This is a genomic window from Larkinella ripae (assembly GCF_054780775.1).
On sequence record NZ_BAAGVR010000022.1, the window covers coordinates 1024169 to 1045426 of the forward strand.

Consider the following 21258-nt stretch of genomic DNA (forward strand, 5'->3'; position numbering starts at 1 on the left):
TTTATCCGTAAAGCAATTGATTACGAACTGTTAACTGGAGACTGACACCTTATGTCGTGGTTTATCCGTAAAGAAAAAGGGATCAACACGCCAACCGAAGAGAAGCGCGAAGCGCCGGACGGCTTGTGGTACCAATGCCCGAATTGCAAGAAAATTATGCATACGCGGGAGCATAAACTCAATGCCTATACCTGCGTACACTGCAACTACCACGAGAAAATTGGCTCGGATGCGTACTTCGCTCTTCTGTTTGATGAGGGTGCGTTTACCGAACTGGACGCCAACATGACCTCCGCCGATCCGTTGAAGTTTGTGGATACCAAACCGTATCCGGAGCGGGTGAAGGCCAGCATTGCCAAAACGCACCTGAACGATGCCGTTCGGTCGGCCTACGGGAAGATGAACGAGGTGGATGTTACCATCGCCTGCATGGATTTCAACTTCATTGGCGGTTCGATGGGATCGGTGGTGGGCGAAAAGATTGCCCGGGCGATTGATCATTCGATCAAAACCCGGACGCCGTTCCTGATGATTTCGCGATCGGGCGGTGCCCGCATGATGGAAGCCGGCTATTCGCTGATGCAAATGGCCAAAACCTCGGCCCGGCTGGCGCTGCTGGCCAACGAAAAAATACCGTATGTTTCGCTGCTGACCGACCCCACTACGGGTGGTGTGACGGCTTCGTTTGCGATGCTCGGCGATTTTAACATTGCCGAACCGGGCGCCCTGATCGGTTTTGCCGGGCCGCGCGTCATTCGCGAAACCATCGGTAAAAACCTACCGGAAGGCTTTCAGAGCGCCGAATTTGTGCTCGAACACGGTTTTCTGGATTTCATCGTCGATCGGAAAGATCTGAAAGACAAACTGACGACCCTGTTTAAAATGTTGCAGTAATAATCGGCTATGCCTACCATTTGGGTGCAGGATGGCTTCCGGTTTTTCTTTTTCAGCAACGAACACGAACCGTTGCACGTCCACGTTGAAAAAGGTGATGCCGCGGCTAAGTTTACGTTGGTTCCGGTTTTTCTGGTAAAGAGTGAAGGAATGAAAGCCAGGGAATTGAAAAGAGCGGAAGCAATTATTCAGGAACGGCAGCAGGAATTCATTTTGAAATGGAAAAGCTACTTTAATTGAGATGGACACGGCAACCTTGCTAAAAAGCCTGAAAGTCAGTTCTGTCTGGTTCGACACCGAGAAAGTTTATTTTGACCTGACGGACGGCAGAACCATTGGGAGCCCGCTGATCTGGTTTCCAAGATTAGCAAAAGCCAGTGCTAATCAGCGCCGAGACTGGCGTTTGATTGCCGGCGGTTATGGCGTCCATTGGGAGGAAATTGACGAAGATTTATCCGCGGAAGGAATGCTCCTTTATAATCCTGCTCAAAAACAGTAAGTTTCATGCGCCTTGTCTCCCACCCGGTTTTGTGCAATTACTACATCACCTATCGCTGCAATGCGACCTGTAGTTTTTGTGATATCTGGGAGCGGCCCTCACCTTACGTGACGCCGGAGAACGTGTGGGACAACCTGCGGGATCTGAAACGACTCGGGGTCCGGGTGGTCGATTTTACGGGCGGAGAGCCCCTGCTGCACCGTCAATTGGACACGCTGCTTCGCGAAGCCAAAGACCTTGGCCTCATCACAACGATTACCACCAACGGTCTGCTGTATCCCAAATACGCCGAACGGTTGCACGGTTTGGTCGATATGCTCCATTTTTCGCTGGATTCTCCCATTGCGGAAGAGCACGACAAATCGCGGGGTGTGAAATGCTTCGATAAAGTAATGGAATCCATCGCCATCGCCCGGAAGCTCGGCGAACGGCCCGACATTCTGTTTACGGTTTTTGAACACAACATTCACCAGATCAAGCAGCTGCACGAAGAAATCTGCCTGCCCAACGGCCTGGTGCTGATCCTGAACCCGGTTTTTGAGTACAACGAGGTCGAAACCGGGGGCGGTTTTTCGGAAAAATCCCTGCAGGACATGACCTGGTGGGGCAAGCAGAAAAATGTGTATCTCAACGATGCTTTCATTCAGCTCCGGCGCGACGGCGGCAACCACGTCGACGACCCGGTTTGTCTGGCGGGCAGCACCACGCTGGTGATCTCACCCGAAAACAAACTGGTGTTGCCTTGTTATCACCTGGGCCTGAAAGACTTCCCGATTGAAGGGGATTTATACAATCTCTACCGCTCCGAGGAAGTGCAGAAACTCATCGCGCTGGAAGGCCGCTTGCCGGGTTGCGAAGGTTGCGCCATCAATTGCTACATGCAGCCTTCGTTCGCCGTTGAAATGAACCGCTACTGGTGGAAAGCCCTCCCCAGCACCTTGAAATATAACCGCATCAAAGGTACCTGGAAGCAACTTTTCTGACCTCTAGGATTCCGCGAGAACATTCTTATAAAAAACGGCATCTCGCTAAGCCAATTGGCTTAGCGAGATGCCGTTTTTTGTATCAGTCGGAACTACGCGGATCAGGATGCCGTCTCCGCTACTTCGGTGGCATATTCTTCCGTTGGCAGACACGCACAAACCAGGTTCCGGTCGCCGTAGGCGTTGTCGACCCGGCTGACGCTCGGCCAGAACTTACGGGCTTTGACGTATGGCAGCGGGAAAGCGGCTTTTTCGCGGCTGTACGGACGATCCCACTCATCAGCGATAAAAACGCCCACCGTATGGGGTGCATTTTTCAGCACGTTGTTGGTTTTGTCCGCCTTGCCTTCTTCCACCTCCCGGATTTCGGCCCGAATGCTGATCAGGGCTTCGCAAAACCGGTCGAGTTCGTCTTTTGATTCGGATTCCGTCGGTTCGATCATCATCGTGCCCGGCACCGGAAACGAAACCGTCGGCGCGTGAAAACCGTAGTCCATCAGCCGCTTGGCAATATCTTCCACTTCCACACCAGCCGCTTTGAAGGGCCGGCAATCCACAATCATTTCGTGCGCACAACGACCGTTTTTCCCGGTATACAAAATCGGAAAATGGTCTTCCAGCCGTGCTTTCAGGTAGTTGGCGTTCAGGATGGCGGTTTTGGTCGCATTGGTCAGGCCTTCCCCCCCCATCATCGCAATGTACGCGTACGAAATGGTCAGAATGCTGGCCGATCCGTAGGGTGCCGCCGAAATGGCATGAATGGCCTGTTTGCCGCCGGTTTCCACCATCGGATTGCCCGGCAGGAACGGCGCCAGATGTTCCACCACGCCAATCGGACCCATGCCCGGGCCGCCACCACCGTGCGGAATACAGAAGGTTTTGTGCAGATTCAGGTGGCAAACATCCGCCCCAATGGTTGCCGGACTCGTCAGGCCCACCTGGGCGTTCATGTTCGCGCCGTCCATGTACACCTGCCCGCCGTGTTCGTGAATAATCTCGCAGATTTCTTTGATGGTTTCCTCAAAAACCCCGTGCGTCGACGGATACGTCACCATCAGACACGACAGGTCGTTGCCGTACTGTTCAGCTTTGGCCCGCAGATCGTCCACATCGATGTTACCGCGCTCGTCGCATTTCACGATAACGACCTTCATGCCCGCCATCACGGCGCTGGCCGGATTGGTACCGTGTGCCGACGACGGAATCAGCGAGACATTCCGGTGGCCTTCGTTCCGGCTTTCGTGATAGGCCCGAATCACCATCAAACCGGCGTATTCGCCCTGCGCACCCGAGTTGGGTTGCAGCGAAACGGCGTCAAAACCGGTAATTTCGCAGAGCCAGCGGCTTAAATCGTCCACCAGTTTCTGATAACCGCCCACCTGATCTTTCGGCGCAAACGGGTGCAAACCCCCAAACTCCGGCCAAGTTACCGGAATCATTTCGGCGGTTGCATTTAGTTTCATCGTACAGCTACCGAGCGAAATCATGGAATGCACCAGCGAAAGGTCTTTTTCTTCCAGTGACTTCAGATACCGCAGCATCTGGTGTTCGGTATGGTGCGTGTTGAAAACCGGGTGCGTCAAATACGCCGATTTCCGAACCAGCCGGTCCGGCCAGTTGATCGACAGGGTTTCGGTAGCCGCTTCCAGATCGCCGGAAACGCCGAAAACGTCGAGGAGTTGCGCCACATCGGCCACGGTTTTGGTTTCGTCAAAAGAAACGCTGACCCGCTCATCGTCCAGATACCGCAGGTTGACGCCCGCCGTCCGGGCCGATTTCCGCAGCGATTCCACATCATCGACCTCAACCGTAACCGTATCGAAGTAATTCTGGGACTGAATTTTATAATCGTTCCAGCGTAAAACCGTCGCAAACAATTTGGTTAACCCGTGCACGCGCTCCGCAATGGCCTTCAGCCGCTGCGGACCGTGATACACCGCGTAACTGCCCGCCATTACGGCCAGCAGCACCTGCGCCGTACAGATATTCGAGGTTGCTTTTTCCCGACGGATATGCTGCTCGCGGGTTTGCAGGGCCATTCGCAAGGCCGGATTTCCCTGAGCATCGACCGAAACGCCAATGATCCGGCCCGGAATCTGACGCTTGAAGGCTTCTTTCGTGGCGAAGAAAGCCGCGTGCGGACCGCCGTAGCCCATCGGAACGCCAAACCGCTGCGACGAACCGACGACCACATCCGCGCCCATTTCACCGGGCGGAGTCAGCATCGTTAAACTTAATAAATCCGCAGCAACGGCAACAAAAACCGCATGCTCGTGCGCGGCCGCAATCAGATCGGTATAATCAAACACTTCGCCGTCGGAAGCCGGGTATTGCACCAGCATCCCGAACAGTTCATCGGCCGTCACATTGACGTGCAGGTGATCGCCTACCTGCACCTTGATACCCAGGGGCGTAGCGCGGGTTCTGATCACGTCAATGGTTTGCGGGTGGCACCGGTCCGACACAAAAAAGGTCATCGCCGATTTTTTAGCCGCCGGACGCTGGGCAAACAGAACGTGCATGGCTTCGGCAGCCGCCGTTCCTTCATCGAGCAGCGACGCATTGGCGATTTCCATACCGGTCAGATCAATCACCACCGTCTGAAAATTCAGCAGCGCTTCCAATCGGCCCTGGGCGATTTCGGCCTGATAGGGCGTATAGGCCGTATACCAGGCCGGATTTTCCAGGATGTTGCGAAGAATAACGTTCGGCGTAATGGTGTCGTAATACCCCGTACCGATATAGGATTTATAGACCTTATTCTGCTGAGCGAGTTTTTTGAAATCGGCCAGAAACTGGTGCTCCGATTTGGCAGCTGGCAGATCGAGCGGTTTTTCAAGCCGGATCAGCGCCGGAACCGTCTGTTCGATGAGTTCATCCACCGAAGCGACGCCGATGGTTTTCAGAATGGCATTGGTTTGAGAAACGTCGGAACCGTTATGGCGATCGTCAAAACGTTCCTGGTAGCTGAGATTGAGCTTCATTGATGGAGTTGTAACCAAAAGGGACAATTCGATGAATTTACGAAATTACGAAAATTATAAGTTTCGCGCGTACTTAATTACAGGCAACAGACCCTATCCCGACTTAGTTCAACTCATTTCGCCGAAAGCCCGACCCGGACGAATCGGACCTGCCCCGGCTGCTTTTTTTTGCTTCCGGGTTGGACTGCGGCCTTTTTCAGTGTTGGTCAGCCGGTCGCTGGTGCGGGATAAGGGACGGCAAAAGTTGGCAGGTATCGAAAATTAAAAACCGTTTTTGACTACCTGTTGCACGGTTTTTTCGGATAGTTTTGCCCTATGAAGTCCCTGATTTGCTTGCTGATGAGCGTCCACCTGCTTTTTCTGTCCGTCCTGCCCTGCGCCGACGGAGGTCTGAAGGTGCGCGCCGACCAGCAGGTGACCACGGTTTCCAGCGATCACCACCAGCACGATGGGTGCGCGGAAGGCGGAGATGCCTGCTCGCCATTCTGCAGTTGTGCCTGCTGCGGCACGGTTTTAGAGCCCGGTCAGGATTTTCAGTTTGCCTTTGCGGCTTTTTCGTTTACCTCCCCCCGGTACGAAGCCTTCGTGCCCACCCTGCCAACGACCCCGCTTTCGTACTGGCAACCACCCCAAATCGGCTGAGATAGGATACCTGCGCCCAATCGGTTCTGTGCAACCGGGTTGCATCGCCCGCCTTTGATTCCGGGCGTTACTCATCTCTTATCTTAATTTTCCACCGGTATGCTGGATTCCATCATCCGATTTTCCATTCAGAATAAACTCATTATTGGCCTGCTGACGCTGGGACTGGTGATTTGGGGCGGTTTTTCGCTTCGTCAGCTCCCCATCGACGCCGTGCCGGATATCACCAACAATCAGGTCCAGATCATTACCCGCTCGCCCGCGCTGGCAGCTCCGGAAGTCGAGCGACTGATTACGTTTCCGATTGAGCAAACGATGGCGACCATTCCCGAAATCGCCGAAATCCGCTCGTTTTCCCGTTTTGGATTATCTGTCGTCACCATCGTTTTTGGGGAATCAACCGACCTGTACTGGGCGCGCCAGCAAATCAGCGAACGGCTTTCGAGCGCCCGCAGCCAGATTCCGGCGGGAACCGGCGAACCCGAAATGGCTCCGGTAACCACGGGCCTGGGCGAAATTTACCAGTACGTTATCTACGCCAAACCCGGTTTTACCGAGCAGTATTCACCCACCGAATTGCGCACCCTGCAGGACTGGGTGGTCCGTCGGCAGCTCCTGGGAACGCCCGGGGTGGCCGACGTGAGCAGTTTCGGCGGGTTGCTGAAGCAGTACGAAATTGCCATCGACCCCGACCGGCTTCGCTCCTACGGTCTTGGGATCAGCGATTTGTTCACGGCCTTGTCGCGCAACAACCAGAACACCGGGGGCGCCTACATCGACAAAAAACCGAGTGCTTACTTCATCCGCTCGGAAGGTCTGGTGGGCAACCTGACCGACCTTGGCCGGATTGTGATTCGCCGGACGGAAACCGGCGTTCCCGTATTGATCCGCGACGTGGCAACCGTTCAGTACGGTTCGGCCAACCGCTACGGTGCCCTGACTCGCAACGGGCAGGGGGAAGCCGTGGGCGCGCTGGTGCTGATGCTGAAAGGCGAAAACGCGAACGAGGTCATCGGGCGGGTCAAAAACCGGATGGAGCAGATCCGCAAAACGCTGCCCGAGGGCGTCGATATTCACGCATTTCTGGATCGCAGCGAGTTGGTGGGCCGGGCCATCAATACCGTTACCCGCAACCTGATCGAAGGGGCGCTGATCGTTATTTTCGTGCTCATTCTGTTTCTGGGCAACTGGCGGGCGGGACTGATTGTGGCCTCGGTCATTCCGCTGTCGATGCTGTTTGCCGTCGGTATGATGCAGGCTTTTGGCGTATCGGGCAACCTGATGAGCCTGGGTGCCATCGACTTCGGGCTGATCGTCGACGGGGCCGTCATCATCGTCGAGGCCACGCTGCACCATTTGCACAAACGAACGAGCGAGAGAGCGAACGAGCGAACGGGAAGCCAGTCCCCCTTCGTGCTCTCCCAATCGGAGATGGACGAAGAAGTGTTTGAATCGGCCAGCCGGATTCGCACCTCGGCGGCTTTCGGCGAAATCATCATTCTGATTGTTTACCTGCCCATTCTGGCGCTGTCGGGCATTGAAGGCAAAATGTTCGGGCCGATGGCACAGGTGGTTGGTTTTGCCATTGCGGGTGCTTTCATTCTTTCCCTAACGTACGTACCGATGATGTCGGCGCTGGTGCTGAACAAACAAACCGCGGCCCAACGGACCATTTCCGACCGGATGATGGACTTTTTTCTCCGCCTGTACGAGCCAATTCTTCAGGGCGTCATGCGTCAGAAAACCGTGGTGCTGTCGGTGGCGGTTTTGCTACTGCTGGGTGCGGGATGGCTGTTTACAACGCTGGGCGGTGAGTTCATTCCGACCCTGGACGAAGGTGATTTTGCCGTGGAAACCCGCGTTCTGACGGGTTCGTCGCTGAGCCAGACCGTTGCCAAAACCACGCAGGCCGAACGGGTTCTGCTTCAGCGGTTTCCGGAAGTCAAAGAAGTAATCAGCAAGATTGGCGCGGGCGAAATCCCGACCGACCCGATGCCCATCGAAGCCGCCGACCTGATGGTTATTCTCAAACCCCGCCCGGAATGGACCTCGGCTGCGAACCGCGAAGAACTCGCCGGCAAAATGGCCGAAGCGCTGGAATCCATTCCGGGTGTCACGTTCGGGTTTCAGCAACCGATTCAGATGCGCTTCAACGAGCTGATTTCGGGCGTCAAACAGGACGTAGCCGTGAAGGTGTTCGGTGAAGACCTCAACGAACTGACCCAACTTTCCAAACGCATCAGCGGGCTGGTCAACGGCGTCAGCGGGGCCACGGATTTATACGTGGAACAGGTGCAGGGCCTGCCGCAGATTGTGGTAAAACTGGACCGCGAAGCGCTGGCCCGCTATGGTCTGTCGGTCGAGGACGTCAACCGGACCATCAGCACGGCCTTCGCCGGAGAAAGCGCGGGACTCGTCTACGAGGGGGAACGGCGGTTTGATCTGGTCGTTCGGCTGGCGGGCGAAAACCGCCGGAGCATCAACGATGTACAACGGCTGACCGTGGCCAGCGCCGACGGCCCACCCATTCCGCTTTCGGAAGTGGCCACCGTCGAGCTCATGCCCGGTCCCAACCAGATTCAGCGCGAAGACGCGAAACGACGGCTAACGATTGGGTTTAACGTTCGCGGGCGCGATGTCGAAAGCGTCGTCACCGAATTGCAGCAGAAAATCAACCAGCAAATCAAGTTTCCGACGGGGTATTACGTCACCTACGGCGGCCAGTTTGAGAACCTGCTCGACGCCCAGAACCGGTTGCAGGTGGCGGTTCCGGTGGCACTGGGCCTTATCTTTCTTTTGCTCTTTTTAACCTTCCATTCCATGCGGCAAGCCTTGCTGATTTTTACGGCCATTCCGCTGGCGGCCATCGGCGGAGTGCTGGCGCTCTGGCTGCGCGGGATGCCGTTCAGCATTTCGGCGGCTGTCGGTTTTATCGCCCTGTTTGGCGTGGCGGTTTTGAACGGGATCGTGCTGATCGCCGAATTCAATTACCAGCGACGCAACGGCGTCAGCAACCTGCAGCAGGCAATTTTTCAGGCAACCCGAATCCGGCTCCGGCCGGTGCTGATGACGGCGATGGTGGCTTCGCTCGGTTTTTTGCCCATGGCCTTGTCCAACACGGCCGGGGCCGAAGTTCAAAAACCGCTGGCTACGGTCGTTATCGGTGGCCTGATCACGGCGACCTTACTAACCCTGCTGGTGCTCCCGGTGCTGTATTTTCTGGTCGAACAACGGTTTGGCCAACGGGATCAGTCCCTGATTCCTACCGCCAAAACCGTGGCCACGGGCTGGTGGCCGCTGCTGGGATTGCTGGCGTTGGGCCTGAGCGCTTTCCCAACGTCCGGCTACGCGCAGGCCAACTCGCCATTGAGTCCGTTTTCGCTCGAAACAGCGCTGAATCAAACCTTCCAGCACAATCCGCAGATCCGGGTTTCGACGCTGAATCAGGATTACCAGCAGGCGCTGAGCGGTACGGCCCGGGCCATCGACAAAACCGACATTGTGGTGACGGCGGGGCAATACAACAGCCGCTACGTCGATCAATCGCTGCAAATCGGGCAACGGCTGCCCGCGCCGGGCCTGCTCCGGAGCCAGAAAGCCCTGGCCGACGCCCGGATTGTCGGGGCCGAAGCCGAAAGCCGCGTCACCCGGCAGGAGCTGGCGTTTCAGGTAAAAGCCGCGTATTACGAACTGGTGTATTTGCGAACGCTCCACCGGGAGCTGGTCCGGCAGGACAGCCTGTTGACGACCGTCGTGCGGGCGGCAGGGGTTCGGCGACGCACGGGCGAAGGGTCTTTGCTGGAACAAACAGCCGCCGAGGTCGAAGCGCGGCAAATCCGGATGATCCTTATTCAGAACCGGGCCGATCAGCAGATCGAGTCCCGGCGGTTGCAAACGCTGCTCGGCACCGATCAACTGCCCCAGATTACGGATTCGGTGCTAACGACCCGCGCGCTCCGCCTGCCGGATTCGGCGGCACTGGCCCAAAATCCAGAAGTGGCCCTGTTGCAGCAGCAGATCGAAATTGCCCGGCGCGAAACCGACGTGGAACGCTCGCGGCTGAAGCCCGACTATTCGTTCAACGTGGTCAATCAGTCGCTTCGGGGCATTCAGACGATCAACGGAAACGACCGGTTTTACACGGGCGTCGACCGGTTTACGTACGGGCAGGTCGGCATTTCGATTCCGATTGTCGCCAAGCCGTTGCGGGCGCGGGTTCGGGCGGCCGAGTTGGGGCAACAACGAACCGAAGCCCAGCTAACGGCCCGTCGGCGCAACCTGGAAGGGTCTTTTGCCCAGCTCCTGCAAGCCCATCAGAAAAACCGGGAGACGCTGGCTTATTACGAAGAATCGGCCCTGCCACAGGCCACGCTGATTCGGCAGCAGGCCGACCGGGCGTACCGCGCCGGGGAGATTGGTTACATCGAACTGTTCCAAAACCTCCGAACGGCCAGCGCCATTCAGACGGGCTATCTGGCCGCCCTGAACACGCTGAACCAAACCATCATCCACCTTGAATACCTCCTGGGAAGCACCGAACCATGAAATATAGCCTGAAAATCAACTTAGTTCTCCTGCTGCTGGCAACCGGCACGGTTTTTTCGTCCTGCAAACGCCAGGGCGATGCGGCCACCGAAACGCAGGAACACCAGCACGAAGAAGGTGAGAAACACGAGACCGGGCACGAAGAACACGCCGAAGGGCTCGTCGAGCTGACCGACGAGCAGTTCAAAACCGTGGGCATCCAGCTTGGCAGTCCGGAAGAGCGCACGCTGAGTAACCTCATCCGGGTGAACGGGGTTATCAATGTACCGCCCCAGCAACAGGTGTCGGTTTCCACGCCCTACGGCGGCATTCTGACCTCCACCCCGCTCTTGCCCGGCCAGGCCGTCAAACAGGGGCAGTTGCTGGCGGTGCTCGAAAATCCGGAGTTTATCCGGCTGCAACAGGAATTTCTGGAAACCACCAGCCAGCTTGAATTTCAGGAGCAGGAATACGAACGCCAGCGCGAACTAAGCCGCGAGAACGTCGGTACGCTCAAAACGTTCCAGCAGGCAACGTCGCAGGTGAAAATTCTGCGGTCGCGGGCCGAGGGACTCCGGCAGCAACTGGCCCTGCTGGGCGTCCCGATGAATGAACTGACAAAGGGGAAAATTACCCGAACCGTTGCCGTCCGGTCGCCCATCACGGGAACCGTCACCGAAGTCAACGTAAACCGGGGCCGCTTCGTCAACGCGAACGACATCCTGTTTGAACTGATGAATACCACGGGGCTGTACGCCGAGCTGACGGTTTTTGAAGGCGATATTGCGCGGGTGCAGGTGGGGCAGCGGGTGCGGTTTTCCATTATTGGCGAACCCGGCAGCCCGGCAGCCCGGGAACGCATCGGGCGGATTCGGTACATCAACCGCGAAACCGGGGCAGACCGAACCGTAAAGGTTTTTGCCGCCCTCGAAAAACCGGACGCCCAACTGCGCCCCGGCACGTTTCTGAAAGCGCTGATCGAAACGCAGTCGGCCCCGCAACCGGCTCTGCCGGAAGGGGCGGTAATCAAAACGGGAACGGGTTCGCAGGTGTTTGTGTATGAAGGGAAAGAAGAACACGAAGGCACCGTTCACCACCAGTTTCGGCCCGTTGCGGTGCAGGCCGGAATTAGCGAAAACGGTTTTCAGGCCGTAACCTTGCCACCGACGGTCAAAAAAGACGCGCAGCTGGTAATTGCCGGTGCCTACGACCTGCATTCGGTTTTGAATAATTCGGAAGAAGCCGGCGGTCACGTTCATTAATCCCGAAAAGAAATGTTGTTTAATCTGCTTGTTGGTAGTATTCTGCTCGGAGCCGTTCACGCGGCCATCCCGAACCACTGGCTCCCGGTGGCCCTCATCGGGCGCAGCGAGAATTGGTCTTTGCGCGAAACGCTGGGCGTTGCGGCCCTGAGCGGTTTTTTTCACACGCTCAGTACGGTTATTCTGGGCGTTCTGATCGGCGCGATTGGGGTTGAATTGTCCGAGCGGCTGGAGGAGCAAACCCGCTGGATTGCGTCGCTGATCCTGATTTTCATGGGGCTGGTGTATTTCGCGGTCCACAATCCGCACGGTGCCCACGAACACGTTCCGCGCGGGCTGTCCGGCCGGTCGAAACCCGCCATCATCGGTACCCTGGCCGTCGCGATGCTGCTTTCGCCCTGCCTGGAAATCGAAACGTTCTTCTTCACCGCCGGAACGCTGGGCTGGTCCGCCATTGCCACCCTGAGCATTGCCTACACCATCGTCACGATTGGGTGCATGGTTGGCTTGACGGCTCTGTCGTTTCGGGGACTGGCGAAATTGCACTGGCACTGGCTCGAACACCACGAAAAACAGATCACCGGCGGCATTCTGATTGCCCTCGGCATTCTCAACTTTTTCATTGAATTGTAACCAATATGGCAACCCATCACCATCATTCCCACGACGACGGGCATACCCACGATCACGATGAGCCGCTGGATTTGGTCGAAGCCGAAACCCTCGCTTCAGACGCCGATAGCTCGGTCCACGCTCATCCGATTTGGGAAGGGTTCCGCGAATACGGCCCGGTTCTGATCAGTCTGGTGCTGTTGCTGGGCGGCATTTTGCTGGACAACTACGCCGACTGGTTCCGCGATCCGTGGCGGTTTGTCTGGTATCTGGCCGCTTACGGGCCCGTCGGCTGGCCGGTTTTGCGCCGGGCCGGACGCCAGATTGCCAAAGGCGATGTGTTCACCGAGTTTTTCCTGATGGGCGTCGCCACCATCGGCGCGTTTGCGATTCGCGAATACCCCGAGGGCGTGGCTGTGATGCTGTTTTATACCGTCGGCGAGTTGTTTCAGGATGCTGCGGTTATGCGGGCGCGCCGTTCCATCAAAGCCCTGCTCGACGTGCGGCCCGATACCGTTACGGTCCTGCGCGACGGAAAAACCGTATCGACCAAAGCGGCCCAGGTGAAAATTGGCGAAGTGATTCAGATCAAACCGGGTGAAAAAGTGGGGCTGGACGGCAAAATGCGTTCCGAAACCGGCTCGTTCGATACGGCGGCCCTGACCGGCGAGAGCGTGCCGCGCACCATCAGCAAGGGCGAAGACGTGCTGGCCGGAATGATCAACCGGCAAACGCTGGCCGAAATGGACGTGACCACGCTCTACCAGGACTCCAAGCTGTCGCGCATTCTGAAACTGGTGCAGGAAGCCACCGGCCGCAAGGCCAAAACGCAGGAATTCATCGCCCGTTTCGCCCAAATTTATACCCCGATTATTTGCGCGCTGGCGGTTTTGATTACGGTTGTGCCGTACTTTTTGGTGGCGGATTACCGCTTTCAGGACTGGCTGTATCGCGGGCTGGTTTTTCTGGTCATCGGCTGTCCGTGCGCCCTGGTTATTTCCATTCCGTTGGGCTATTTTGGCGGAATCGGCGCGGGGTCGCGGCAGGGCATTCTGTTCAAGGGGTCGGTTTTTCTGGATTTGATTACGCAGGTCAAAACCGTAGTAATGGACAAAACCGGTACGCTGACGCAGGGCGTTTTCAAGGTGCAGGAAGTCAAGGCGAATGGGATTGCGGAGCAGGAATTAACCCGGCTGACGGCGGCTCTGGAAAGTAAGTCCACGCACCCGGTGGCAACGGCCATTCTCGCGTACGCCCAATCCGGCGACGCACTGCCGCCGGTGGAAAACGTGGAGGAAATCCCCGGTCACGGCCTGAAAGGAACGGTCGGCGGAAAAACCGTCCTGGCCGGAAACGCCAAACTGCTCCGTAAATTCAACATTTCGTTCGACGACAGCCTGACCGCCATTCCGTTTACGGTGGTGATGGTGGCCGTTGACGGACAGTTTGCCGGGTATTTCACCATTGCCGATCAGGAAAAACCGGATGCCGCCGAAACCGTCCAGCAACTGCGCCGGATGGGCCTGAAAACCGTCATGCTGTCGGGCGACAAATCCGTCGTCGTGCAGGCGGTGGCCCGGAAAGTGGGGGTCGACGAAGCCGTTGGCGATCTGCTGCCGGAAGACAAAGTCCGGGAAGTGGAGCGACTGAAACAGGCGCTTTCGGCGGACCCGAACCAAAAACTGGCGTTTGTCGGCGACGGCGTTAACGACGCGCCGGTGGTGGCGCTGGCCGATGTGGGCCTTGCGATGGGCGGCCTCGGCTCCGACGCAACGATTGAAACCGCCGACGTGGTGATCCAGACCGACCAGCCCTCAAAGATTGCCACGGCGATCAGAATCGGGAAAGCCACGCGGCAGATCGTCTGGCAGAACATCACGCTTTCGCTGGTTGTCAAGGCCATCGTGCTGTTGCTGGGCGCGGGCGGGATCGCCACCATGTGGGAAGCGGTTTTTGCCGACGTGGGCGTGGCCTTACTGGCCATTTTGAATGCCGTTCGGGTTCAGAATCTTAAGTTTTAGCAACTATGGCAACGTTTTTTGCAACACCCGCCGAGTTTCGGCATTGGCTGGAAGAAAATCACACTACCGAGAAAGAACTGGTCGTCGGTTTTTATAAAGTCGGTTCCGGCAAGCCGAGCATCACCTGGCCGCAGTCGGTGGACGAAGCCCTGTGTTTCGGCTGGATCGACGGTATTCGGAAGTCCATCGACGAAACCGCCTACCAAATCCGGTTTACGCCCCGAAAAACCAGCAGCATCTGGAGTGCCGTCAACATCCGGCGCATCGGTGAGCTTATTGAACAAGGGCTGGTTTATCCCGCCGGATTGACGGTTTTTCAGGCTCGGGATTTGAAAAAGGCGGGAATATATACGCACGAAAAAGAAGATCATCCCCTCGATGAGGCTTTTCAGGCGCAGTTGAAAGCGAACGAAAAAGCCTGGCAATTCTTTCAGAAACAGGCTCCTTCCTACCAGAAAACCATTCGCAACTGGATCAGGAGCGCCAAACAGGAAGCAACCCGTCAGAAACGCCTGGCGCTCCTGGTTGAAGATTCGGAGAACGGCCGGAAAGTCGGGGCGTTTCGGTGGAATGGGAAACCGAATCTTTGAATTAACCCCCAGTTTGGCTAACATAGATGGTCCGTGATCAAATCCGCGGTCAAATGGTTGTATTCATGGAAACTCTTGTACTTCTGCCCTCTCAAACGAAACTCTTTATCCGGCACTTGCAAAGACTAACCTTTGCCGCGATTTTTCTTTTCGCAATACCGCCGGCATCCGGACAGAAAAACGCCGGTAAGCTGGCCTTTACGGTGACGATGGAGGAGCCCGCTTCGCAGCTTTACCACGTTACGTTTCGGTGCGAGGGCCTGAACGGCGAAACGCTGAATTTTAAAATGCCGGTCTGGACGCCGGGTTATTACCAGTTGATGAATTACGCCAGGTCGGTGGAAAACTTCCGGGCCACCGACGGTTCCGGCAAACCGCTGAAGTGGGAGAAAACCGCCAACAGCCGCTGGACAGTGCACCCCAATCGGGCCCAAACCGTGACCCTGACGTACGACATCCGGGCCACCCGGAATTTTGTGGCCGGAAATTTTCTGGACGAAAACCACGGTTACATTTCCCCGGCGGGCGTATTTCTGCATCCCGAAGGCCACCTGAAACAGCCGGTAAGTGTTACCTTAAAACCGTATTCGAAATGGCCCCAGTTTATCGCGACGGGACTGGACTCGGTGGCCGGACAGCCGCAGACGTTTTTCGCACCCGATTACGACATCCTGTACGACAGCCCGATGCTGCTGGGCAAGCTGGAGCAACTGCCGTCGTTTGAGGTCAAAGGCATTCCGCATTATTTTATCGGATACAATCTGGGCAACTTCGACCGGACCCAGTTCATGGCGAATCTGAAAAAAATTGTCGAAGGCTCGGTGGCCGTAATCGGTGACATTCCGTACAGGCACTACACGTTTATTGCCATCGGTCCGGGCGGGGGCGGTATTGAGCACCTGAATTCCACGTCCATCAGTTTCAGCGGGGAGCAGTTGAGCAGCCGCGCGGGCCGCAACCGGATGTACAACTTTCTGGCGCACGAATATTTCCACCATTATAACGTCAAGCGCATTCGCCCCGTCGAGCTGGGGCCGTTCAATTACGACCAGGAAAACCGCACCCGGATGCTCTGGGTGTCGGAGGGCTTTACGGTTTATTACCCGTACCTGATTCTGAAAAAAGCCGGTTTATTGACCGAAGAAGAAGTATTCAGCGGTTTACAAAGCAATATCGTCGCTTACGAAAACAAACCGGGTCGCCTGTTTCAGGCCGCCACACAGGCCAGTTTTGAGACCTGGGAAGACGGCCCGTTTGGGCGCACCGGCGATGATGCTTACAAAACCATTTCCTACTACAGCAAAGGGCCGGTTTTGGGCGCGATGCTGGATTTTAAAATCCGGCACGAAAGCAAAAACCGGAAATCGCTGGACGACGTGATGCGGGCGCTGTATCAGACCTATTACCAGAAACAGCAACGCGGTTTTACCGAAAAGGAATTCTGGACCGAATGCGAAAAAGCCGCCGGAACCAACCTTCCTGAACTCATCGACTACGCGGCCACCACGAAGGAGATTGACTACCCGAAGTACTTTGCCTACGCCGGTTTGGCGATTGACACCACGTCCAAAGCAGTACCGGGCGTTTGGCTGGGCATCTCGTTCCGCGAAAAAGGCGACAGTTTGCTGGTTACGGAAGCCGAATGGCAATCACCCGCCTGGAACGCCGGCCTCCGGAACGGCGCCGTGATTCTGGCCCTCGACGGTCAAAAAGCAACCGTTGAGACGCTGGGCGCTATGAGCAGAACCAAAAAACCGGGTGAGTTGGTCAGGCTGCTGGTCCTGCAAAACGGCCAGCAAAAGGAAATGACGGCAACGTTACGCAAAAATACCGAACGGCGTTTCCAAATTACCCGGCTCCCCAACCCCACTCCGCTCCAGGCTGCCATCCTAAAAAGCTGGCTGTAAAACCCAAACCGCAACCCCAACAGGGGTTGACACTCGATAGCCCCGGACACAGTCCGGGGCAAGGATCCGTCAAACGCGTTTCATAGCAACCCGGTACAGGATAACGGCTAGGCCCAAAAACGCCAGCGCGCCCAGAAGCTGGTAACCGTCCGCACCGAGTGCGCCCTCCAGAGCAGGTTCGAGGGTCAAACCCGCCAGAAAGTTATAAACCGATTCGTTGACGGAAAGCAAGGCCACAAATACGCCCGCCAGCGCCCCACCGGCCACCAAACCGGTGGAAAACAGGCTGCCCCGGCCCAGGTCAGCGTCTTCTTCGACGATGCCCTTCCGCTTGAAATTCCAGTCGACGAGGGCTTTCACGCAGCCACCGGCAAAAATCGGAAGGGTCGTTGAAAGTGGCAGGTACAAACCGACGGCAAAGGCCAGGGCGCTGATGCCGCAGATTTCGACGACAAACGACATGAAGGCTCCCACCAGTACAAACTGCCAGTCGAGGTTAAAGGACAGCAAGCCTTTGATGAGCGTGGCCATGAGCGTTCCCTGCGGAGCCGGAAAGCGATCGCTGCCGATGGCGTGGGTGATTCCCTGCGCGACGAGGTCGGGCGTGGGGGTATCCAGAATTTTAACCGTGGCACCCACCGCCAGCGACGAAACAATTACCCCGATGAACAGGGCCATTTGCTGGTATTTGGGAGTTGCCCCGACCAGAAAACCGGTTTTCAAATCCTGGGAGGTGCCGCCCGCGTTGGCCGCAGCGATGCAAATCATCCCGCCAACGACCAGCACCGCCGGTTCGTAGATTCGCCCCGTCAGGCCCACTCCGATGAACACCAGGGCCGTTCCCATGATGGTTGCGATGGTCATGCCCGAAACCGGTGATGAACTGGAGCCAATTAAGCCCACGATCCGGCTGGCCACGGTCACGAAGAAAAAGCCGAACACCACGACCAGAACGGCAATCAACAATTTCGTCAGAATCGAATCGCCGGGAATTTGCGGCAGAATGACCATCAAAGCCGCCAGGGCGATGCTACCAAAAATGACAACACGCACCGACAAATCCTGCTCCGTCCGCCGAACCTGCGTGCCTTCCGTGGCCACGTCCACTTTTTTGAAGCTGTCGCGAAACGACGAAACGATGGTGGGGATGGTTTTGAGAAGCGTCATAAAACCGCCCGCCGTAACGGCCCCCGCGCCGATTTGCCGGATGTAGGCCCGGTAGATAGCGGCCGCTGTGTCATTAAACGTGTGCGCGGTGGGGTTCCAGCCCCCTGGGCCACCCGCCGTTTGCAGATTGGTTAAATAGCCGAGCTTGATCAGTTGCAACGCAATGGTATCGCCGGGTACCAGCGTTGCGAGCAGCGGAATCAGGGCCAGCCACGCCAGAATACCGCCCCCAACCAGTACCGCCGAAATCCGAAAACCGATGATGTAACCCACGCCCAGGTACTCCGGAGTGATTTCGCCCGACACCTGCGCCGACGGAAAATACCGGTTAACCTGCTGCGTTGCCCAGGTGGGCGCTTCGGCAATGACGTGCAACACTTTCTGAAGAATCGCGTATAACAGGGCCACGCCCAGACCCCGGTAGGCCATTTTGGCAAAATCACCGCCCCGTTCACCCGCAATCAGGACCGAGCCGCAGGCCGTGCCTTCGGGATAGGGTAGTTTACCGTGTTCCTCCACGATAAGCGCCCGGCGCAGCGGAATCATCATGAGCGTGCCCAGCAACCCGCCCAGAATGGCCAGGGTCAGGATGGTCCAGTAGTTGAAAAAATCGTCGCCAACCCCGTCGGTCAGAAATAAAAAACCGGGTAAGGTAAACACCACGCCCGACGCGATGGATTCGCCCGCCGAGCCGGTGGTTTGGATAATATTATTTTCGAGGATGGTGGTTTTCAGAAATTTCCGTCCGAGCGAAATGGCCAACACCGCAATCGGAATAGAGGCCGAAACCGATAACCCGGCCTTTAGCGATAAATAAACCGTAGCGGCCCCAAACAAGGCCCCGGTGATGACGGCTTTGAGCGTGAATTCGGCGGTCGGCTCGTTATCGGCAACATAAGGTCGAAACTCGGTAGACGGTTTGGTTTCCATAGATACAGGGTTGGAAGGTGTCTATTGGGTCAGTATAAAACACACAGGCGCAGCAGACACCCAGGAGCCAATTTACACGGATAAATTTTATTTCCCACACCGCTTACCCGAAACCGGCCATCATCTTCCCCTTACGCCCCTTGACTTTTCCGTTCTTTCTTGAAACATTGCATTCTCCCAGCGGGAGTAGCTCAGTTGGTAGAGCGGCAGCTTCCCAAGCTGCAGGCCGCGAGTTCGAGACTCGTCTCCCGCTCTTTTATTTACTATTGTAAATGAGGCATTTAGCTTAAAGACTGGGTGCTTTTTTTGTAGAAGTTTAAATTAGGTACTGACCTTAGCCCTAAAAACTGGACAGTGAGCAGGTAGAGAATTCGGGCGATTTTAAGTAGTTTAAAACTGTAAAAAATCGCTTATGAAAAAGACAAAGTTCACGGAAGCACAGATCGTTTTTGCGTTTCGTCAGGCTAACACTGGTGTACCTGTGGCAGAGGTGTGCCGGAAGATGGGAGTCAGTAAGGCCACCTATTACAACTGGAACGGGGCCGCCCGCGCGGAAGAAGTACGCTGGCCTGGGTGGGCCAGAACTTCGCAGGCTTCGTCAATTGGAGCCGGGCCGCCGGAGCGGAGGAAAATCAACAATTAAAAGAGCTTGTCGCCGATCTGAGCCGCGGCGGCGGTCCGACTGGATAAGCAAATGCTTCAGGACGTGCTCAAAAAAAAGCTCTAAGGCCAGCCCAGAAACGGACGCTGGCCGCTAGTTTAATGACCGATTATCGGGTACCCACTGCCTGTTCGGTTGTGCAACTTCAGAGATCTTGTTGCCGGGCGGCCGGTGCCGTACTACAAACCGCACCGGCGCGATGACACGGCTGTCCGTCGTAGGATTAGGGAAATTGCCCAAGTCAGAATCCGCTATGGTTATAAACGGATTCATGTATTGCTCAGACGGGAAGGCTGGCGAGATAAGTGCACCGGCACCCCGGCACAAAAGAGTCCATCGAGTGTATTGTGAAGAGGGTTTGAACCTCCGTAGCAAACGACCAAGGCGAAATCGAGCGGCTTCTCACCGGCTCGATAGACCTGAACTCTCCACTATTCATGGCACCGGCCACCCGGCAAAGTTGGAGTATGGATTTCGTGGCGGATCAGCTCTTCGATGGACGCAAAATCCGAGCATTAACTATACGGGTCCGCCCGTGCGGTCGATAACTTTAGCCGACAGTGCCTGGCAATTCAGGTAGGTCAATCGCTGAAAGGAGAAGACGTAGTATCTGTAATGAATCAATTAAAATCGGTAAATTTAGTAGTTCCAAATCGCATACAAGTAGACAATGGAAGCGAATTTATTTCAAAAGCTCTGGATAAATGGGCGTATGATAACAAGGTAACGCTGGACTATTCCAGACCGGGAAAACCAACTGATAACCCGTTTATTGACGGGGCTGCCCGCGCAGTCCTTCAATGGGAGTTTCCGTGATGAGTGTTTGAACGCCCATTGGTTTTTATCCTTGGAGGATGCTCGAGAAAAGATCGAAGCTTGGCGGCAAGAATATAATGGCTTCCGGCCTCACAGTTCACTCGGAGATCTGACCCCAAATGAAGTCGGAATGCGGGTGAAAAAGAAAGAAAATACCAGCCCGATTCTCCAGCTTTGACTGTCCAAGATTTGGGCTAAGGTCACTTACAATTGGAAGTATTTTGCCTAAAAAATACTTTACGGGTCACTCCATCAGCCCCGTATAGCTTCATTTGATCATTCCATTCGCTGCTTTCGTCGGCACTTTACATGCTGAACAACTGCCCCCTCAAAAATGCGCTGCTTTTGCCCGCAGTTAATCACAACAAATACTCACTTATTTTATAAAACGCATCCTCTTGGTGTTAGGTCTAATCGGCCCCTAAGCCGCTTGTGAGCAATTCAAATTGATTTTAATCCCCAATTTGGTAAGGTGACCTTGTCTCAAATCCTGGACAGTCGTACTTGGCAAATCGGGAATGTATGACCTGAACCCACGTATTGACCCCAAATGAATCTTAGATTCACGCCAAGAAAAGATAGGCTTAAAAAGCTATCAATTCCTGATCACTCCCAGCTTTTGATCGTGGGATATGGGCTGTGTGATATTTGGGTAAAATGGATAGAGCATAGCATTTACCCGAATAGTGAAAAGGATGTGACCCATCAAACACCTTGTAGATCCCTAAAATTGTCAAGCTATTTCAGGGATCTACAGTGCCGTTAT

General features: G+C 55.8%; 13 protein-coding genes, 1 tRNA gene and 1 pseudogene. 13 read left to right on the plus strand and 2 right to left on the minus strand.

The annotated features are described in order from the left end of the window. Positions 1-51: 51 nt before the first annotated feature. The 4 genes from accD to ACYVHX_RS17240 are packed head-to-tail and all read left to right on the plus strand — an operon-like array spanning position 52 to position 2376. Positions 52-894 (plus strand): acetyl-CoA carboxylase, carboxyltransferase subunit beta, encoded by an 843-nt coding sequence (gene accD, locus ACYVHX_RS17225; RefSeq protein WP_460672902.1) that lies wholly within the window; start codon positions 52-54, stop codon positions 892-894. A gap of 9 nt (positions 895-903) precedes the next feature. Then, positions 904-1134 carry a DUF4160 domain-containing protein gene (locus tag ACYVHX_RS17230; protein ID WP_460672903.1) on the plus strand — a complete coding sequence of 77 codons (231 nt, stop codon included), beginning with the start codon at positions 904-906 and terminating at the stop codon, positions 1132-1134. Position 1135: 1 nt separating this feature from the next. Then, a complete protein-coding gene (locus ACYVHX_RS17235; RefSeq protein WP_460672904.1) occupies positions 1136-1393 on the plus strand; it encodes a DUF2442 domain-containing protein in 258 nt (85 codons plus the stop codon). A gap of 5 nt (positions 1394-1398) precedes the next feature. After that, the gene (locus ACYVHX_RS17240) at positions 1399-2376 is read left to right on the plus strand and encodes a radical SAM protein (protein WP_460672905.1); all 978 of its coding nucleotides are present in this window, start codon (positions 1399-1401) and stop codon (positions 2374-2376) included. Positions 2377-2477: 101 nt separating this feature from the next. Here the strand turns inward: ACYVHX_RS17240 and gcvP are convergent, their stop codons facing one another. Continuing rightward, positions 2478-5360: an aminomethyl-transferring glycine dehydrogenase gene (gene gcvP / locus ACYVHX_RS17245; RefSeq protein WP_460672906.1), complete on the minus strand. Its 2883-nt coding sequence runs from the start codon at positions 5358-5360 to the stop codon at positions 2478-2480. A gap of 315 nt (positions 5361-5675) precedes the next feature. On the opposite strand from gcvP, the gene ACYVHX_RS17250 reads away from it, so the two are divergent. The 7 genes from ACYVHX_RS17250 to ACYVHX_RS17280 all read left to right on the plus strand — a co-directional run bounded on the left by ACYVHX_RS17250 (position 5676) and on the right by ACYVHX_RS17280 (position 16918). Further along, positions 5676-6002 carry a DUF6660 family protein gene (locus tag ACYVHX_RS17250; RefSeq protein WP_460672907.1) on the plus strand — a complete coding sequence of 109 codons (327 nt, stop codon included), beginning with the start codon at positions 5676-5678 and terminating at the stop codon, positions 6000-6002. Between the two features lie 99 nt (positions 6003-6101). Continuing rightward, positions 6102-10547: a CusA/CzcA family heavy metal efflux RND transporter gene (locus ACYVHX_RS17255; RefSeq protein ID WP_460672908.1), complete on the plus strand. Its 4446-nt coding sequence runs from the start codon at positions 6102-6104 to the stop codon at positions 10545-10547. Next, positions 10544-11788 (plus strand): efflux RND transporter periplasmic adaptor subunit, encoded by a 1245-nt coding sequence (locus ACYVHX_RS17260; protein WP_460672909.1) that lies wholly within the window; start codon positions 10544-10546, stop codon positions 11786-11788. The genes ACYVHX_RS17255 and ACYVHX_RS17260 overlap by 4 nt, the downstream gene beginning before the upstream one ends. A gap of 12 nt (positions 11789-11800) precedes the next feature. Then, a complete protein-coding gene (locus ACYVHX_RS17265) occupies positions 11801-12421 on the plus strand; it encodes a hypothetical protein (protein WP_460672910.1) in 621 nt (206 codons plus the stop codon). A 5-nt stretch (positions 12422-12426) separates the two neighbouring features. Further along, positions 12427-14421: a heavy metal translocating P-type ATPase gene (locus ACYVHX_RS17270; RefSeq protein WP_460672911.1), complete on the plus strand. Its 1995-nt coding sequence runs from the start codon at positions 12427-12429 to the stop codon at positions 14419-14421. Positions 14422-14426: 5 nt separating this feature from the next. Continuing rightward, positions 14427-15011 carry a YdeI/OmpD-associated family protein gene (locus tag ACYVHX_RS17275; protein ID WP_460672912.1) on the plus strand — a complete coding sequence of 195 codons (585 nt, stop codon included), beginning with the start codon at positions 14427-14429 and terminating at the stop codon, positions 15009-15011. Between the two features lie 65 nt (positions 15012-15076). Continuing rightward, positions 15077-16918, plus strand: a complete 1842-nt coding sequence (locus ACYVHX_RS17280; RefSeq protein ID WP_460672913.1) for a M61 family metallopeptidase — start codon at positions 15077-15079, stop codon at positions 16916-16918. 69 nt (positions 16919-16987) lie between these two features. Here the strand turns inward: ACYVHX_RS17280 and ACYVHX_RS17285 are convergent, their stop codons facing one another. Further along, entirely contained in the window at positions 16988-19015 is a 2028-nt protein-coding gene (locus ACYVHX_RS17285; protein ID WP_460672914.1) for an OPT family oligopeptide transporter, read from the minus strand. Between the two features lie 180 nt (positions 19016-19195). Here ACYVHX_RS17285 and ACYVHX_RS17290 point away from each other — a divergent pair. Both ACYVHX_RS17290 and ACYVHX_RS17295 read left to right on the plus strand, forming a co-directional pair. After that, positions 19196-19268: transfer RNA gene (locus ACYVHX_RS17290), tRNA-Gly, on the plus strand. A gap of 159 nt (positions 19269-19427) precedes the next feature. Then, positions 19428-20670 (plus strand): annotated as a pseudogene (locus ACYVHX_RS17295) (IS3 family transposase). Positions 20671-21258: the final 588 nt, after the last annotated feature.

Bases quoted from the DNA above. Each gene is read 5' to 3' on its own strand.
- accD (WP_460672902.1), top strand. From the start codon at position 52: ATGTCGTGGTTTATCCGTAAAGAAAAAGGGATCAACACGCCAACCGAA.
- ACYVHX_RS17265 (WP_460672910.1), top strand. From the start codon at position 11,801: ATGTTGTTTAATCTGCTTGTTGGTAGTATTCTGCTCGGAGCCGTTCAC.
- ACYVHX_RS17230 (WP_460672903.1), top strand. From the start codon at position 904: ATGCCTACCATTTGGGTGCAGGATGGCTTCCGGTTTTTCTTTTTCAGC.
- ACYVHX_RS17275 (WP_460672912.1), top strand. From the start codon at position 14,427: ATGGCAACGTTTTTTGCAACACCCGCCGAGTTTCGGCATTGGCTGGAA.
- ACYVHX_RS17270 (WP_460672911.1), top strand. From the start codon at position 12,427: ATGGCAACCCATCACCATCATTCCCACGACGACGGGCATACCCACGAT.
- ACYVHX_RS17240 (WP_460672905.1), top strand. From the start codon at position 1,399: ATGCGCCTTGTCTCCCACCCGGTTTTGTGCAATTACTACATCACCTAT.
- ACYVHX_RS17260 (WP_460672909.1), top strand. From the start codon at position 10,544: ATGAAATATAGCCTGAAAATCAACTTAGTTCTCCTGCTGCTGGCAACC.
- ACYVHX_RS17285 (WP_460672914.1), bottom strand. From the start codon at position 19,015: ATGGAAACCAAACCGTCTACCGAGTTTCGACCTTATGTTGCCGATAAC.
- ACYVHX_RS17235 (WP_460672904.1), top strand. From the start codon at position 1,136: ATGGACACGGCAACCTTGCTAAAAAGCCTGAAAGTCAGTTCTGTCTGG.
- gcvP (WP_460672906.1), bottom strand. From the start codon at position 5,360: ATGAAGCTCAATCTCAGCTACCAGGAACGTTTTGACGATCGCCATAAC.
- ACYVHX_RS17280 (WP_460672913.1), top strand. From the start codon at position 15,077: ATGGAAACTCTTGTACTTCTGCCCTCTCAAACGAAACTCTTTATCCGG.
- ACYVHX_RS17255 (WP_460672908.1), top strand. From the start codon at position 6,102: ATGCTGGATTCCATCATCCGATTTTCCATTCAGAATAAACTCATTATT.
- ACYVHX_RS17250 (WP_460672907.1), top strand. From the start codon at position 5,676: ATGAAGTCCCTGATTTGCTTGCTGATGAGCGTCCACCTGCTTTTTCTG.